10 protein-coding genes are annotated in these 13,939 nt (G+C 69.6%); 4 read left to right on the top strand and 6 right to left on the bottom strand.

Annotated features, from left to right (window positions below):
- Positions 1-76: 76 nt before the first annotated feature.
- From rpmA to OG558_RS25725, 6 genes are all read right to left on the bottom strand, one after another.
- Positions 77-337: a 50S ribosomal protein L27 gene (gene rpmA / locus OG558_RS25750; RefSeq protein ID WP_328522445.1), complete on the bottom strand. Its 261-nt coding sequence runs from the start codon at positions 335-337 to the stop codon at positions 77-79.
- 11 nt (positions 338-348) lie between these two features.
- The gene (gene rplU, locus OG558_RS25745; RefSeq protein ID WP_329484872.1) at positions 349-666 is read right to left on the bottom strand and encodes a 50S ribosomal protein L21; all 318 of its coding nucleotides are present in this window, start codon (positions 664-666) and stop codon (positions 349-351) included.
- Positions 667-840: 174 nt separating this feature from the next.
- Positions 841-4,344, bottom strand: a complete 3,504-nt coding sequence (locus OG558_RS25740) for an Rne/Rng family ribonuclease (RefSeq protein WP_405065313.1) — start codon at positions 4,342-4,344, stop codon at positions 841-843.
- 148 nt (positions 4,345-4,492) lie between these two features.
- Positions 4,493-5,320 (bottom strand): TIGR03936 family radical SAM-associated protein, encoded by an 828-nt coding sequence (locus OG558_RS25735; protein ID WP_405065312.1) that lies wholly within the window; start codon positions 5,318-5,320, stop codon positions 4,493-4,495.
- Between the two features lie 12 nt (positions 5,321-5,332).
- On the bottom strand, positions 5,333-5,827 hold the full coding sequence (locus OG558_RS25730; RefSeq protein ID WP_405065311.1) for a DUF1772 domain-containing protein: 495 nt from the start codon (positions 5,825-5,827) through the stop codon (positions 5,333-5,335).
- A gap of 101 nt (positions 5,828-5,928) precedes the next feature.
- Positions 5,929-8,202: a M64 family metallopeptidase gene (locus OG558_RS25725; RefSeq protein WP_405065310.1), complete on the bottom strand. Its 2,274-nt coding sequence runs from the start codon at positions 8,200-8,202 to the stop codon at positions 5,929-5,931.
- Positions 8,203-8,350: 148 nt separating this feature from the next.
- Between OG558_RS25725 and OG558_RS25720 the strand changes: the two genes are divergently transcribed.
- The 4 genes from OG558_RS25720 (at position 8,351) to OG558_RS25705 (ending at position 13,829) form a co-directional block, all read left to right on the top strand.
- On the top strand, positions 8,351-9,154 hold the full coding sequence (locus tag OG558_RS25720) for a lysophospholipid acyltransferase family protein (protein ID WP_329475177.1): 804 nt from the start codon (positions 8,351-8,353) through the stop codon (positions 9,152-9,154).
- A 39-nt stretch (positions 9,155-9,193) separates the two neighbouring features.
- Complete coding sequence (locus OG558_RS25715) at positions 9,194-10,072, top strand: prephenate dehydratase (RefSeq protein ID WP_405065309.1); 879 nt, start codon at positions 9,194-9,196, stop codon at positions 10,070-10,072.
- Between the two features lie 59 nt (positions 10,073-10,131).
- Positions 10,132-11,124, top strand: coding sequence for a GNAT family N-acetyltransferase (locus OG558_RS25710; RefSeq protein ID WP_405065308.1), 993 nt, complete (start codon positions 10,132-10,134; stop codon positions 11,122-11,124).
- Positions 11,125-11,507: 383 nt separating this feature from the next.
- Positions 11,508-13,829, top strand: coding sequence for a M43 family zinc metalloprotease (locus OG558_RS25705; protein ID WP_405065307.1), 2,322 nt, complete (start codon positions 11,508-11,510; stop codon positions 13,827-13,829).
- Positions 13,830-13,939 lie beyond the last annotated feature (110 nt).

The following is a 13,939-nucleotide window of genomic DNA, read 5'->3' as shown; positions in this document are numbered from 1 at the left end:
ACACAGCAGAAGGGCGGGTCCGCGGTATTCCGCGACCCGCCCTTCTCAGAGCTTCGACTACGTCCGGGTGGCGGTGTTACTCCGCCGGGGCCGGGACGATGTTGACGACGCGACGACCGCGCCGGGTGCCGAACTCCACCCGGCCCTCGGCGAGCGCGAACAGCGTGTCGTCGCCGCCACGGCCGACCAGGTCGCCCGGGTGGAAGTGCGTGCCGCGCTGACGGACGATGATCTCGCCGGCGTTCACCAGCTGGCCGCCGTACCGCTTGACGCCGAGCCGCTGCGCGTTGGAGTCGCGCCCGTTACGGGTGGACGCGGCGCCCTTCTTGTGTGCCATTTCTGATCAGCTCACTTCTTCTTCGCGTCGATCGCGGTGACCTTGACCTGGGTGTAGTGCTGACGGTGACCCTGGCGCTTGCGGTAACCGGTCTTGTTCTTGTACTTGAGGATGTGGATCTTGGGACCCTTGGTACGGCCCAGGACCTCGGCCGACACGGCCACCTTGGACAGCGCCGCGGCGTCGGTCGTCACGGTGTCGCCATCGACGACCAGGACCGCCGGCAGGGACACGGTGTCGCCCACCGCGTCCGTCAGGCTGTCGATCTCGATGACATCGCCGACGGCGACCTTCTGCTGGGTGCCGCCACTGCGCACGATCGCGTACACCGTGGATCTCACTCTCTGCTGGTTCGGAAGTTCTTACGGGGGCCTGCACAGACCTGCTCGCGGCCCACACAAACATGGCACGCGGAACGCGCGCCGAAGCTCAAGTTTACGGGTCCCCTCACAGGCGGGTCAAACCGGGTCATCCGCCTGCTCAGGGACTCGTGTCACATCTGCTCAGCTGCTGGTCGTAACGAGTTCCGGAGCGTCGGCTCCGGGGCTGCCGGCGTCACCCTCGCCGGCGGACTCGCCACCGGCGGCCTGGGCGCCCTTGCCCCGGCCGCGGCTGCTGCGCCGCCGCCGCGTGCTGCCGGACTTGGCGGACCCGTTCGGGGCCGCCTCGGCGGGCTCTGCCGCGTCGGTGGGGACAGTCGTGGCCGTGTCGGCGGGCGCCGGGAAGCCGGTTGCCTCCGGGCTGGCCTGCTCATCGGCCCTGGCGGACACCGGGTAGCCGGTCGGCTCCGGCGTACCTGCTCCGGCTTCGGCCACCGCGCCCTCGTCGGTCCCGGTCGCTTCTTCGTCCTTCTTGGCGGAGGCGGCAGCGATCTGGGCGAGGCGGTGGGCGGCGTCGCCGTTGTGCTGCGACGCCTCCTCGGTGTGCTCGTCCTCGGCGCGGCCCTTGCCACGGCCGCGGCGGCGGGACGACTTGCGGGGCTCCTCGGCCTGCGCGGCGGGCTTGTTGTTGTCCTGGCCGTTGCGGCTGTCGCGGCGGCGGGACTCCTTCGGCTCGTCGTGCAGGATCAGGCCGCGGCCACCACAGTGGTCGCAGTTCTCGCTGAACGCCTCGAGCAGACCGGTGCCGATCCGCTTCCGGGTCATCTGGACCAGGCCGAGCGAGGTGACCTCGGCCACCTGGTGCTTGGTCCGGTCGCGGCCCAGGCACTCGACCAGCCGGCGCAGCACCAGGTCGCGGTTCGACTCCAGCACCATGTCGATGAAGTCGATCACGATGATGCCGCCGATGTCGCGGAGCCGGAGCTGCCGGACGATCTCCTCGGCCGCTTCCAGGTTGTTCTTGGTGACGGTCTCCTCGAGGTTGCCGCCGGAGCCGGTGAACTTGCCGGTGTTCACGTCGACGACCGTCATCGCCTCGGTCCGGTCGATGATCAGCGAACCACCCGACGGCAGCCAGACCTTACGGTCCAGCGCCTTCTTGATCTGCTCGTCGATGCGGTAGTTCGAGAAGACGTCCCCGTCGCCCGACCACTTCTCGACCCGGTCGGCCAGGTGCGGTGCGACGTCCGAGACGTACTCGCGCACCTGGTCGTACGCGTCGTCACCGGAGATCACCAGCTTGGTGAAGTCCTCGGTGAACAGGTCGCGGACCACCCGGATCAGCAGGTCCGGCTCACCGTGCAGCAGCTGCGGTGCCTGGCCGCTCTTCGACTTCTTGTCGATGTCGTTCCAGTACTTCTGCAGCCGGCTGACGTCGGCGGTCAGCTCTTCCTCCGACGCGCCCTCGGCCGCGGTCCGGACGATCACGCCGGCCTCGTCGGGGACGATGTCCTTGAGGATGCCCTTCAGGCGGCTCCGCTCGGTGTCGGGCAGCTTGCGGCTGATGCCGCCGTTGCCGCCGCGCGGCACGTAGACGACGTACCGGCCGGGCAGGCTGATCTGGTTGGTCAGCCGGGCGCCCTTGTGGCCGATCGGGTCCTTGGTCACCTGGACCAGCACGGCCTGGCCGGACTTCAGCACCTGCTCGATCTTGCGCGGCCCGTTGGCCCCGCCGAGCGTGGCCCAGTCGACCTCACCGGCGTACAGGACCGCGTTGCGGCCCTTGCCGATATCGATGAACGCGGCCTCCATGCTGGGGAGCACGTTCTGCACCCGGCCGAGGTACACGTTGCCGATCAGCGAGACCTGCTCCTCCTGGGCGACGTAGTGCTCGACCAGGACGTTGTCCTCGGAGACGGCGATCTGGGTCAGGTCGCCACGGGCGCGGATCACCATGGTCCGCTCGACCGACTCGCGCCGGGCCAGGAACTCGGCCTCGGTGACGATCGGGGCCCGGCGGCGTCCGGCGGCGCGACCCTCGCGGCGGCGCTGCTTCTTCGCCTCCAGGCGGGTCGAGCCCTCGACCGCGGTGATCTCGTTGACGGTGTTCTTGCTGCGCGGCTCGCGGACCCGTACGACGGTCTCGTCGGGGTCGTCCGCGGCTCCGGCGCCCTCCTCGCCCTTGCGGCGGCGGCGACGCCGACGGCGCCGGGACGAGCTGCCGCTGGCGTCGCCGTCCTCGTCGGAGTCGGCGGAGCCGTCGTGCTCGTCATCCGAGCCGGCCTCGGCCTCGGGCTCGTCCTGGTCGTCCTCGTCGGACTGCTCGTCGGCGGTGTCCTCGGCGTCGGTGTCACCGGACTTGCGGCGGCGACGGCCGCCACGGCGCCGGCGGCGACGACGTGTGCCCTCGCCACCGTCCTCGCCGTCCTCGGACTGCGCGTCGGCGTGCTCGTCGGTCTGGACCGCCTCGGCGGTCTCGTCCTCGTCGGTGACCTCGACCGTTCGCTGACCCGAACCGGTTGCCGCGCTGCCCGCGCGGGAACGCCGGCTCGGCTCGGCGGGAGCCTGGTCGCCCTCGCGGGGCTCGTCACCCTGTGCTTCGGCGTCGCGGGCCTCGGTGTCGCGGCCACGCCGGCTGCGGCGACGGCGAGTCGTCGTCGGCTGCTCGTCGGCGCTCGGCTCGGCACCGGTGGTCTCGACAGCCTCCGGCGTTGCCTCGACCGGGCTGGTCGCGGCGGCCTGCGCGGGGGCCTGAGCCGGCACGTCGACCGGCGCCTGGAACAGCACCGGAGCAGCGGCCGGCGCGCGGCGGCGCGTACGGCGGGTGGTCGGCTCGTCGGCCTGGTTGGTGTCCTGGCCGGCGGTGTTGTCGGTGGACGGGGTGCTCGGGGCCTCGTCGGTGGAGGCGGACGGGGCGTTCGAGCCGCGACGCCTGGAGCCTGACCGCGTCGCAGCGGGCGCCGCGCCGGGCTCAGCGTTGGTGTCAGCGTGCGCAGTGTCGGTGCCAGCGGTCGCGTCGCTCTCAACGGCGGCGGAGCCGGCGCCCGTGTCGGCCTGACCGTCGGCCGTGCCGGTCTGGCCGGAGGCTGTCGTGGTCTGGCCGGAGGCTGTGGTGTCGGTGGAACGTCCGCGGGAGCGGGTGCGCCGGGAGGAGCGGGACTCGCTCGGCGCGGAGGCGGCGGCCGGGGTTTCCGCGTCGGCGACCGGGCCGTCGGTGACAGGGCTGTTCTCAGTCCGGAGATCGGTCTGCGTGGCCTTCTTCGCGGTGCGCTTGCGGGTGGTCCTCTGCGCGGTCGCCGGGGCGTTCTCGACGACCGGGCCGCCGTCGGCCAGGGTGGTCTCCGGCGCGTCGGTCTCGATCAGCTCCGGGAACGCGTCCTGCGCGGCGGCCTTCTTGGCCGGGCGCTTGGTGACGGTCTTCTTGGCGGCGGTCTTCGCCGCGGCCTTCTTGACCGTGGTCTTCTTCGCGGCAGCCTTCTTGGCAGCCGTCTTCCTGGCCGTGGCGGGCGCCGGATCGGCGACCTCGCCGTCGGACTGGGTGGGGACCTCCGCGGCGGTCTTCTTGACGGTGCGCTTCGCGGTGGTCTTCTTCGCAGCGGCCTTCTTCGCGGTCTTGCGCGCTCCTGGCTGCTGCTGGGCGGTGGCAGCCGGATCGGCTGCTTCGGTAGTCGGCTCGCTGTCGAGCATGTAGTGCGGGTCTCCTCAAGCCCTCCGACGCATCCTGCGACCCCTGTCACGGGTCCGGCGCGGCCACAGAGCGGTCACGGTTCGCCGTCCGGCACAGTTTTCTCGGTGCCGGCGCGGCGGAAGCCTGCTGGATCCGCTCCGCCCGTGCTCAGGGCTCGGAGGGAGCGGCGGCGTCGCCCTCCGCTGTGTGCGTCTGGTGGTCTTCCGCCTGGCCGGTCGCGGTCGCCTGGGTGGCGTCGCGGTCACGAGCGAGCGGGTCGTCCACCGTGCCGGAGGCCGCGATGAGCGGGCCCTGGGCGAGCCTGGTCAAAAGAGCCGGGCCCGTCACCGGGAGCGTCGCTACGTCGAGCACGCCGGCGAGAACGTCGTCGGGTCTCACGGCCGGGGTTCCGTGCCGTAACACCACTTGCAGTATCGCACACGTCGCAACCGACCCCGGTTCGTGCGCGACGGTGAGTCGCAGAACGGCGTCTCGACAGTCGAACGAGCGAAGCCCGCGTTTGGTCATGCGCTCGACCAGAATTTCCTCCCGGGCCAGGAACGCCGCCACTGCCTCGGCAGCCGCCTCCGGATCCACACCGGGCAACGCGATCAGCCACTCGCTCGCCTCCAGCCGGTCGGCCAGCGACCCGGGGCCGGCGACAACCACCTCGAGGACGTCGAGACCGGGTGGCAGCGCCTCGTCCAGGGCGGCCCGGACCTGCCCGGCGTCCCGCTCCTGTGTGAGCGAGATCTCCAGATACTCCGCCTCGGACGCGGCTCCGGTCGGCGCGGCACCGGCGTACGAGATCTTCGGGTGCGGGCTGAAGCCGTGCGAGAACGCCACCGGCAGCTCCGCCCGGCGGACGGCGCGCTCGAACGCCCGCTGGAAATCGCGGTGTGAGGTGAATCGCAGCCGTCCGCGCTTGGCGAACCGGACCCGCAGTTTCTGGACCGCGGGGAGCTGCTGCGACGGCGGAGCTTGAACAGGTGGCACCCGGGCATTGTCTCAGGCGGCGGATGTGCCGGTGAGGTAGAGGGCCCAGCCGAGGAGGCCGAAGGAGAAGGTGGCGAGGATGGTGCGGATCAGGTTGAACATGCGCCACTTGGACTCGTCGAAGGCCGCCCGAGCGGCGGCCACATCGATGGTGTTCGGGTCACCGGCCGCCCTGAGCGCGTCATTGAGCGGGACGTTGACGGCGATCGTCAGGATCATCGTGATCAGGTAGAGGACGAAGGCGACCGCGATCCACGGCAGCGCCTTCTCCTTCAGGCTGAGCAGGCCGGCCAGCAGCGTGAACAGCAACGCGCCGACGAACCCGAGCCCGAGGAACAGCGGATTGACGATGGCCCGGTCGACCGCCTGGAACGCGCCGACGAAGGTCTTGTCGTCGGTCTTCGCCAGCCCGGGCATGAAGGCGTTCGCGTAGATCGCGTACACCCCGGCCACCAGCCCGGTCGTCATCGTGGCCAGCAGCAGGGACGCCACCCGCAGTCCGTTCATCTCGCTCCTTCCAGTACGGCGGGACCTCCCCGCACCGGAAACCTAAGGGACCGAAACGTGCACGGACATGTCAGCGAAACTCACGCCCATGTCCGCGCAACTCACAACCCCACACACTGACCGGACCGCGGTCCGGATACCTGGTTCTGCGCCTGCAAATCAACCGGCGCAGGCGTGTTGCCAGAGCAATTCAGCGGTCCCGTCACCGCGTTCCCGGCCAGTACGGCGGCCTCCGTCGTACTGGACCTGGTCACGGACACCAGGCCCTGGACCGTGGTCCCGACGACCACGACGCTCCGGGTCACCCCGTCGATGCTGACCGGTCCCCCGATCGTGCTCCGCAACAACTGGAGGTCGGCCGCCCGGTCCGCCCGGACCGGGCCGACGACACGAGAGTCGGTCGCGACCACCGACGCGCCGGCACCGACCAGGACCGGGCCGTTGATCGTGGCACCGGCCAGGCAGGTGACCCCGGATCGCACGTACAGCGGCCCGTTCCGGACACCCGTCACGGTCGTCATGCACTTAGGGGCCGGGCGCAACAACGTGACCGCGAACCGGCGCGGTGTCCCGATGTTGCCGGAGGCATCGATCGCCCGGTACTCGACCTGATGCCGGCCATATCCGGGCGGTACGTCGTCCCACGGCACCACCCGCGGTACGCCGAGCTTGCCGTAGACGAGCTGATCGATCTCGGTCCCCTCGGCGGTGAATCGGAACGGCGCGGACGCATCGGTCGGCCAGCCGTAGTAGTTGTACCAACCGTCCCCGTCCACCCGGAACTCGGGAACGACGTACCCCGGGCTGTCGTCTGTCGCGGCCAGGCCCATGGTGAACGTGTCGTTGTAGATGTACTCCGGGCCGGTCGCCTTCTGCACAGTCAGGAGCGGTTTGGACATCGTCGACTGCACCACCGGCTCGACCCCGTCAACCTGCCACGTCAGGGTCTCCGCACCCACCTGGGCCGTGAGCGTGTGGCGGCCGGTCAGCTTCAACGACTCCGGATCGAGGTCCCGGTCATTGCCGGCGGTGGCCATCTCGGCTCCATCCAGCCGCCATGCGATCCCAGGCTGCGCGGTGTCGGACTGCGTCGTCTCGGCGTACACCACCTCGTCGGCGCTGACCGGATGCTCGGTCGAGGTCGACCCGGTGAACCGCACCGGCTCGGTGGAGGGCTTCGCGGACAGCGTCGTGTTGACCGTCCACGAGCGAGCGGCCGTCGGACGTACGGCGGGATCTCGTATGAACGTCGTATTGTCGACAATCGACGCCGTCAGCGTGTGCAGGCCCGGTGCGAGCTCGAGAGTCGAGAGGTCGACCGCACGGCGGTTCGCGGTCGGGAGCGCCGTACCGTCCAAGGTCCAGGTCACGTCGAGCTCGTGGTCCACCGGATGCAGGGTCTGCAGCCAGACGACCTGGTCGGCGGCGACTTGCCCGACCGGCGTACTGCTTTGGAAGAGCGACGCACGGGCCGAGATCCGCTGCGTCATCCGTTCCCGGGAGATCTGGTCGAAGTAGTACCCGAGTGCCTTCATCATCGAGTGCGCGCTGGGTCGCCACACCCCGGAGCCGGCGTACATGCCGCCCTCGTAGCGACCGATCGTGCCGCCGGACTCGGACGGCTCGCCGAGCCACCGGAACCACTTCTGCTGCTGGTCCCGCATCTGCTGCTCGGTCAGCAAAGTGTGATGGATCGAGGCAGGCTCAAGCCCTTCGTACGGAGCTCCGCGCTCACCGCGGGCGTAGTAGTCGTACTCGTCCTGCAGGCCGCCGAGCGAGTGGCCGAGCTCGTGCGGCGTGATCAGAGCGGACAATGCGTTGCCGCCCGACGCCGTGGCATACGTCCCGCCGGCGCCGCCGTACGTGTTGCTGTTGCCGATAGCAAGGATCTGCCGGTTGGCGGACGTGGTGCCGGGGACGAGATCGGCGTACTGCGTCGCCGCGGCCGAGCTGACCGTGAGCAGTCGCTGGACGCTGCCCGGGTTGCAACCGCCCCAGAAGCCCATCTGCAACGGGGTGTCGACCTTGGGCGAGGTGAGGCCGGGATCGCAGTCGACGCCGCTCTCGGGGGAGGCGATCTCGACGGCGTACACGTTGACGTAGTTGCGGTACGACTTGAACGGCTCGATGCTCCAGAGGATGTTCAGGTGCTTGCCGACCTGCTCGCGGAACTTCGGCAGCTCGGCCGCGGTGTAGCCGTCGCCCATCACGACCAGGTTGAACCTGGACGCCGCCGGGCCGGTCACCTGGATCGGGACCACGGTCGCCGCCGGGGCGTCCGCCGTACCGGATCCTTGCGCGGCTGCCGTCGTACCGGCGCCGGCGAAGACCGCCGCCAGCAGCCCGAGCATCGCTGTCAAAGCCTTGGTCCGCACAAGTCCTCCCCAGCCGGGCGACGCTGCCGTCAGCAGCTTACGAAGGTCGGCCGCCGGGTGTGAGGAGTTCCCGCGTGGCGACCAGCGAGCCAACCGTGCCTTTGTGCGGCATCATGAAGGCTCGGGGAACTGTGAGGAGAGGACATCGATGACGGAACCGGCGCAGTCGCCGCGGCCCGAGCCGGGCCGGGTCCACCCGGTGGACGACTCCGGTGAGGGCGACGGCAAGGGCATCTACTTCCTGCTGAAGAACGTGCTGCTCGGCCCGCCGGTCAGGCGCATCTTCCGGCCGATCGTGGTCGGCGCCGCGAACGTCCCGGAGACCGGCCCGGCGATCATCGCCAGCAACCACCTTTCGTACTCCGACTGGATCTTCATGCCGCTGGTGGTCCGGCGCCGGGTCACCTTCGTGGCGAAGTCCGACTACTTCACCGGCGCCGGGATCAAGGGCCGGTTCCAGCGCGGGTTCTTCAAGGGCACCGGCCAGGTGCCGATCGACCGGTCCGGCGGGTCCGCGTCCGAGGGCGCGATGCGGGCCGGGATGAAGGTGCTGGAGCGTGGCGAGCTGTTCGGCATCTACCCCGAGGGCACCCGGTCGCACGACGGCCGCCTCTACAAGGGACGTACGGGCGTCGCCCGGCTCGCGCTCGAGGCCAAGGTGCCGGTGATCCCGTGCGGCGTGATCGGCACCGACGTGGTCGCCCCACCCGGCAAGGTGGTCGCCTCGTTCGCCTCCCCCACGATCAAATTCGGCGAGCCGCTGGACTTCTCTCGCTATGAGGGGATGGAGAGCGATCGGCTGATTCTGCGGGCCGTCACCGACGAGATCATGTACAAGATCATGGAGCTGTCCGGCCAGGAGTACATCGACATGTATGCCACCAAGGCCAAGTTGCTGGAGGGTCGGGCGGTCACCGGCGCACCGAAGAAGGTCCGCAAGACGGACACCTGATCCGTCTGCTGAGATGTCCGGGGTCTAGGCTGGTAGACCGTGGACGGACCGATCGCATACCAGGGTGAGCCAGGCGCCAACTCGGCAATGGCGTGCACCGAGATGTTCCCCGACCGCGAGCAGCTGCCGTGTACGACGTTCGAGGACGCGCTCGAGGCGGTCAGCAGCGGTCGCGCCGGGCTCGCGATGATCCCGGTGGACAACTCGATCGCCGGCCGGGTGGCGGACATCCACCACCTGCTGCCGGAGTCCGGGCTGCACATCGTCGGCGAGCACTTCCTGCCGATCCACTTCCAGCTCCTGGCCGTCCCGGGTACGTCGCTCGACCAGATCCGGACCGTCCGCAGCCACGTGCACGCGCTCGGCCAGTGCCGCAAGATCATCCGCGAACACGGCTGGTCCACAGTGGTCGCGGACGACACCGCCGGCGCCGCCCGCGAGGTCGCCGAACTGGCCGACCCGACCGTCGCGTCGCTGTCCCCCCGGGCCGCCGCGGAGCTGTACGGCCTCGAGACGCTGGCCTCCGACGTGGAGGACGAACACCACAACACGACGCGATTCCTGGTGTTGTCGCGGGAGCCGGAGATTCCGCCGGTCGGCTCGGGCCCGATCATCACCAGCTTCGTCTACCGCGTCCGCAACGTGTCGGCCGCGCTGTACAAGGCGCTCGGTGGGTTCGCCACCAACGGCGTCAACATGACCAAGCTGGAGTCATATCAGCTCGGCGGCATGTTCTTCGCGACGCAGTTCTACGCCGACATCGAAGGGCACCCGGAAGAGCCGAACGTGGCTCTCGCGCTGGAGGAACTCGCGTTCTTCTCGGTCGAGGTCCGGATCCTCGGCGTCTACCCGTCCCACCCCTTCCGCGCCCAAATCGCCGAACCCGCCGCCAACCGCGCCCTCCGCCCCCACCACTAAGCCTGCTGGGGGTCTGACCCACGGGCGCATCGGCTGGGAGTGCGACGTAGGGTGCGCGGGTGCAGATCGTCAGCGTGGATGGGCGTAATCCTGAGGTCTTCCGGCGGTTCTTCGAGGTGCGGGACGCCGTACGGCGGGAGGAGCTCGAGTTTCCGGTAGGGCTCGGGCTACAGGAAGCCCGGGTGCTCTTCACCGGTGATCACTCGGCCGCGCGGTCGGACGGGTTGGGGCTGGTCGACGGTGACACGTGGGCCGGGATCGCATGGCTCGACTGGTGGTTGCTCGACAACACCGACACCGTCGACGTGGAGCTCGCGGTGGTTCCCGCGTACCGGCGGCGTGGTGTCGCGACCCGGCTGCTGGACGCGGTGATCGAACGAGTCCAGGCCGACGGGCGGCGGGTGCTGTCCGGGATGAACTCCGCGGGTGATCCGGTGACGGGTGAGAGTGTTGGTACGGCGTTTGCCGCGGCGCGGGGGTTTGTCCGGAAGCACGCGGAGCTGCAGCAGGTGCTCGAGCTTCCGCTGCCTTCCGAGCAGTTGGCGGCGTTGGACCGGCCGGTGCCGGGGTACGAGCTGGTGCAGTGGCGCGAGCACATGCCTGACGAGTGGCTGGAGCAGTTTGCCGTCCTGCTGACGGGGATGACGGAAGATGTGCCGACCGGCGATCGGACGATCGAGTCGACTCGCTGGACGCCCGCGCTGATCCGCGAGGCCGAGGCCCGGCGCGTTGCCCAAGGCCGCTTCGCCTACACGACGGCCGCCGTCCACACCGCGTCCGGCGAGCTGGCGGCGTACACCCAGATGGGCGGTACGCCGGAGACGCCGGACCGGCTGAGCCAGTACGACACCTACGTCCACCCGACTCACCGCGGCCGCCGCCTAGGTATCGCGGTCAAGGTCCCCAACCTCCGCGCCCTCCAGTCCGGCCTGGACCACTCCGCCGTACTCCACACCTTCAACGCCCCCGAAAACACCCCGATGATCGCCGTCAACGAAAAGCTCGGCTTCCGCCCCGCCGCCCAACGCACAACCTGGGAACGCACGCTCTGACTCCCGGGGGTTGGGACACCTGCTGGGGTACTGAGACAAGGAATAACCTGTCGCAGCCCACCATCACCTGTCCCAACCCCCGACGACAGCCTGTCGGTGCGGCCGGCGTGTGAGTCCTCGGGCGCCACTTGAGGATTCAAGCAAATCTTCAACGCTCACAGGGGTTTCGACGGATTTCACTGTCCGCAGCGCGAAGGGGTTGTGCGCGGGCGGTGATGAGAGCAAGGTAAATAGTGAGCAGTGACTTGGGGGCCGACTGCTCGGTGGGGGAGGCGGGACGTGCCGCCTTCGATCGAAAAGGGCGGGCTGGGGGAAGAACCTCTTCGGTCCGGGACCGTGCGCGGTTCCGACCTGCTCGTGCGCCCCCGCTGGAAGGGGGAGAGATGCCGAGAAAGGCCAACGGGCGAGCGGACAAGCACCGCGATGACGACCACCGGATGCCGGGTGAGGTGCCGGCCGCCGAGCAGGTCGCGAACGGACAGCCCGCGGCGAACGGCATGCCGATGTCCGGAATGACCGGAGCACCGGCCTCGGGCGCCGCCGACATGAGCGGCGGCCAGCCCAGTGGAGCAGGAATGTCGGGCGGCGGCCAACCGGCCGGCGACGGCATGAGTGGCGGCGGCAAGGCCGGTGGTGCCGGCATGAGTGGCGGCGGCCAGGCCGGTGGTGCCGGTATGAGCGGCGCGGACGGGCGCACCGAGTTCCCGACCCAGCGGCAGTGCGGTGTGATGGACGTGCACCGGCGGCTGCTGACGACGTCACCGGAGTACGCTGCGGCCCGGTCGGCCATCGAGACCGCGACGATCGCCTACGTCTCCGGACCGGACCGTTTCAGCGGGATCGCCCGCATCCCGTGTGTCGTGCACGTGGTCTGGAACACCGCGGCCCAGAACATCTCGCAAGCCCAGATCGACAGCCAGATCGACGTCCTGAACCGCGACTACCGGGCCACCAACCCCGACACGAGCATCGTGCCGTCGGTCTTCAGCGGCCTGATCGCGGACACCCGGGTCGAGTTCTTCCTGGCGACCGAGGACCCGAACGGGAACCCGACCACCGGTGTCACCCGGACCCAGACCAGTACGGCCAGCTTCGGCACCGACGACAAGGTGAAGTCGTCGGCGACCGGCGGTATCGACCCGTGGCCGGCCGACCGGTACCTGAACCTCTGGGTCTGCCCGCTCGGCGGCGGCCTGCTCGGGTACGCCCAGTTCCCGGGCGGTCCGGCGAACACCGACGGCGTGGTCATCCTGCACAGCGGGTTCGGCGCCAACGGTACGGCGGCGGCGCCCTTCGACCTGGGCCGGACCGCGACCCACGAGGTCGGCCACTACCTGAATCTGCTCCACCAATGGGGCGACGACGGCACGGGCTGCAGCGGCAGCGACGAGTGCGCCGACACCCCGAACCAGGCCGGCCCGAACTTCGGCGTACCGACGTTCCCGCACGTGACCTGCAGCAACGGGCCGAACGGCGACCTGTTCTACGACTACATGGACTACACCGACGACCGCGGCATGGTGATGTTCACCAACGACCAGGTGGCCCGGATGCAGGCCTGCCTGGACACCGTGCGCAAGGGTCTGCCGATCTTCGGCAGTGGCTCCAGTACGCCGGAACCGGCCGGCTCGGTGGTGGCGTGGGGCGCGAACCGGCTCGACGCGTTCGTCCTCGGCACCGACCTGGCGATGTATCACAAGTGGTGGAACGGATCGGCCTGGGGACCGTCCGTCGCCGGTTACGAGTACATGGGTGGTATCTGTATGAGTGCTCCTGAAGTCGCGTCCTGGGCGCCGAACCGGCTGGACGCCTTCGTCCTCGGCACCGATCACGCGCTGTACCACAAGTGGTGGGACGGCTCGAACTGGGGACCGAGCGTCACCGGCTACGAGTACCTCGGCGGCGTCTGCATGAGCCCGCCGCGGCTGGCCACCTGGGGCCCGAACCGGCTGGACGCGTTCGTCCTCGGCACCGACCGCGCGCTGTACCACAAGTGGTGGGACGGCTCGAACTGGGGACCGAGCGTCACCGGCTACGAGTACATGGGCGGCATCTGCATGAGCCCGCCCGAAGTCGTTGCCTGGGGCAAAGACAGGCTGGACGTCTTCGTGCTCGGCACCGACAACGCGGTCTACCACAAGTGGTGGGACGGGGCGAACTGGGGACCGTCGGTCACCGGCTACGAGTACCTCGGTGGCGTCTGCGCTTCGCCACCGCGGGTCGTCGCCTGGGGCGAGAACCGGCTCGACATGTTCGTCATCGGCACCGATTCCGCGCTGTACCACAAGTGGTGGGACGGCTCGGCCTGGTCGGGCTGGGAGTACATGGGCGGCGTGTGTACGACGGCGCCGACGGTCGTCTCGTGGGGCTCGGACCGGCTGGACGTGTTCCTGCTCGGCACCGACTCCGCGCTGTACCACAAGTGGTGGGACGGGTCCGCGTGGGGACCGTCGGTCACCGGCTACGAGTACATGGGCGGTGTCTGCACCGACGAGCCACGTGTGGTCTCGTGGGACCAGAACCGGCTGGACGTCTTCGTCACCGGCACCGACAAGCAGCTCTGGCACAAGTGGTGGGACGGCTCGAACTGGGGACCGTCGGTCACCGGGTACGAACCGCTCGGCGGCGTCATCAGCGACTTCAGGGTGACCATCCCCGAGTCGATGCCGGCGACGACACCCAGCGGACAGGCGGTGGGAGTCTGAGCACCGAACCGGTCGGGCGGTGGACGCACTCGTTCGAGGAGGACCACGACGGGATCAGCGTCTATCGCCGCGACGACTTCGCCTTCCCGCCGGCCCGCGGCCGGCGGGGG

The sequence above is a fragment of the Kribbella sp. NBC_01510 genome, assembly GCF_045040325.1.
Lineage (GTDB): Bacteria > Actinomycetota > Actinomycetes > Propionibacteriales > Kribbellaceae > Kribbella.
Note: the sequence above shows the minus strand (reverse complement) of the source record. Positions and strands in the feature narration are given on the sequence as shown.

Coding starts and splice junctions, on each gene's coding strand:
- rpmA (WP_328522445.1), bottom strand. CDS start 337: ATGGCACACAAGAAGGGCGCCGCGTCCACCCGTAACGGGCGCGACTCC.
- OG558_RS25740 (WP_405065313.1), bottom strand. CDS start 4,344: ATGCTCGACAGCGAGCCGACTACCGAAGCAGCCGATCCGGCTGCCACC.
- OG558_RS25730 (WP_405065311.1), bottom strand. CDS start 5,827: ATGAACGGACTGCGGGTGGCGTCCCTGCTGCTGGCCACGATGACGACC.
- OG558_RS25720 (WP_329475177.1), top strand. CDS start 8,351: ATGACGGAACCGGCGCAGTCGCCGCGGCCCGAGCCGGGCCGGGTCCAC.
- OG558_RS25705 (WP_405065307.1), top strand. CDS start 11,508: ATGCCGAGAAAGGCCAACGGGCGAGCGGACAAGCACCGCGATGACGAC.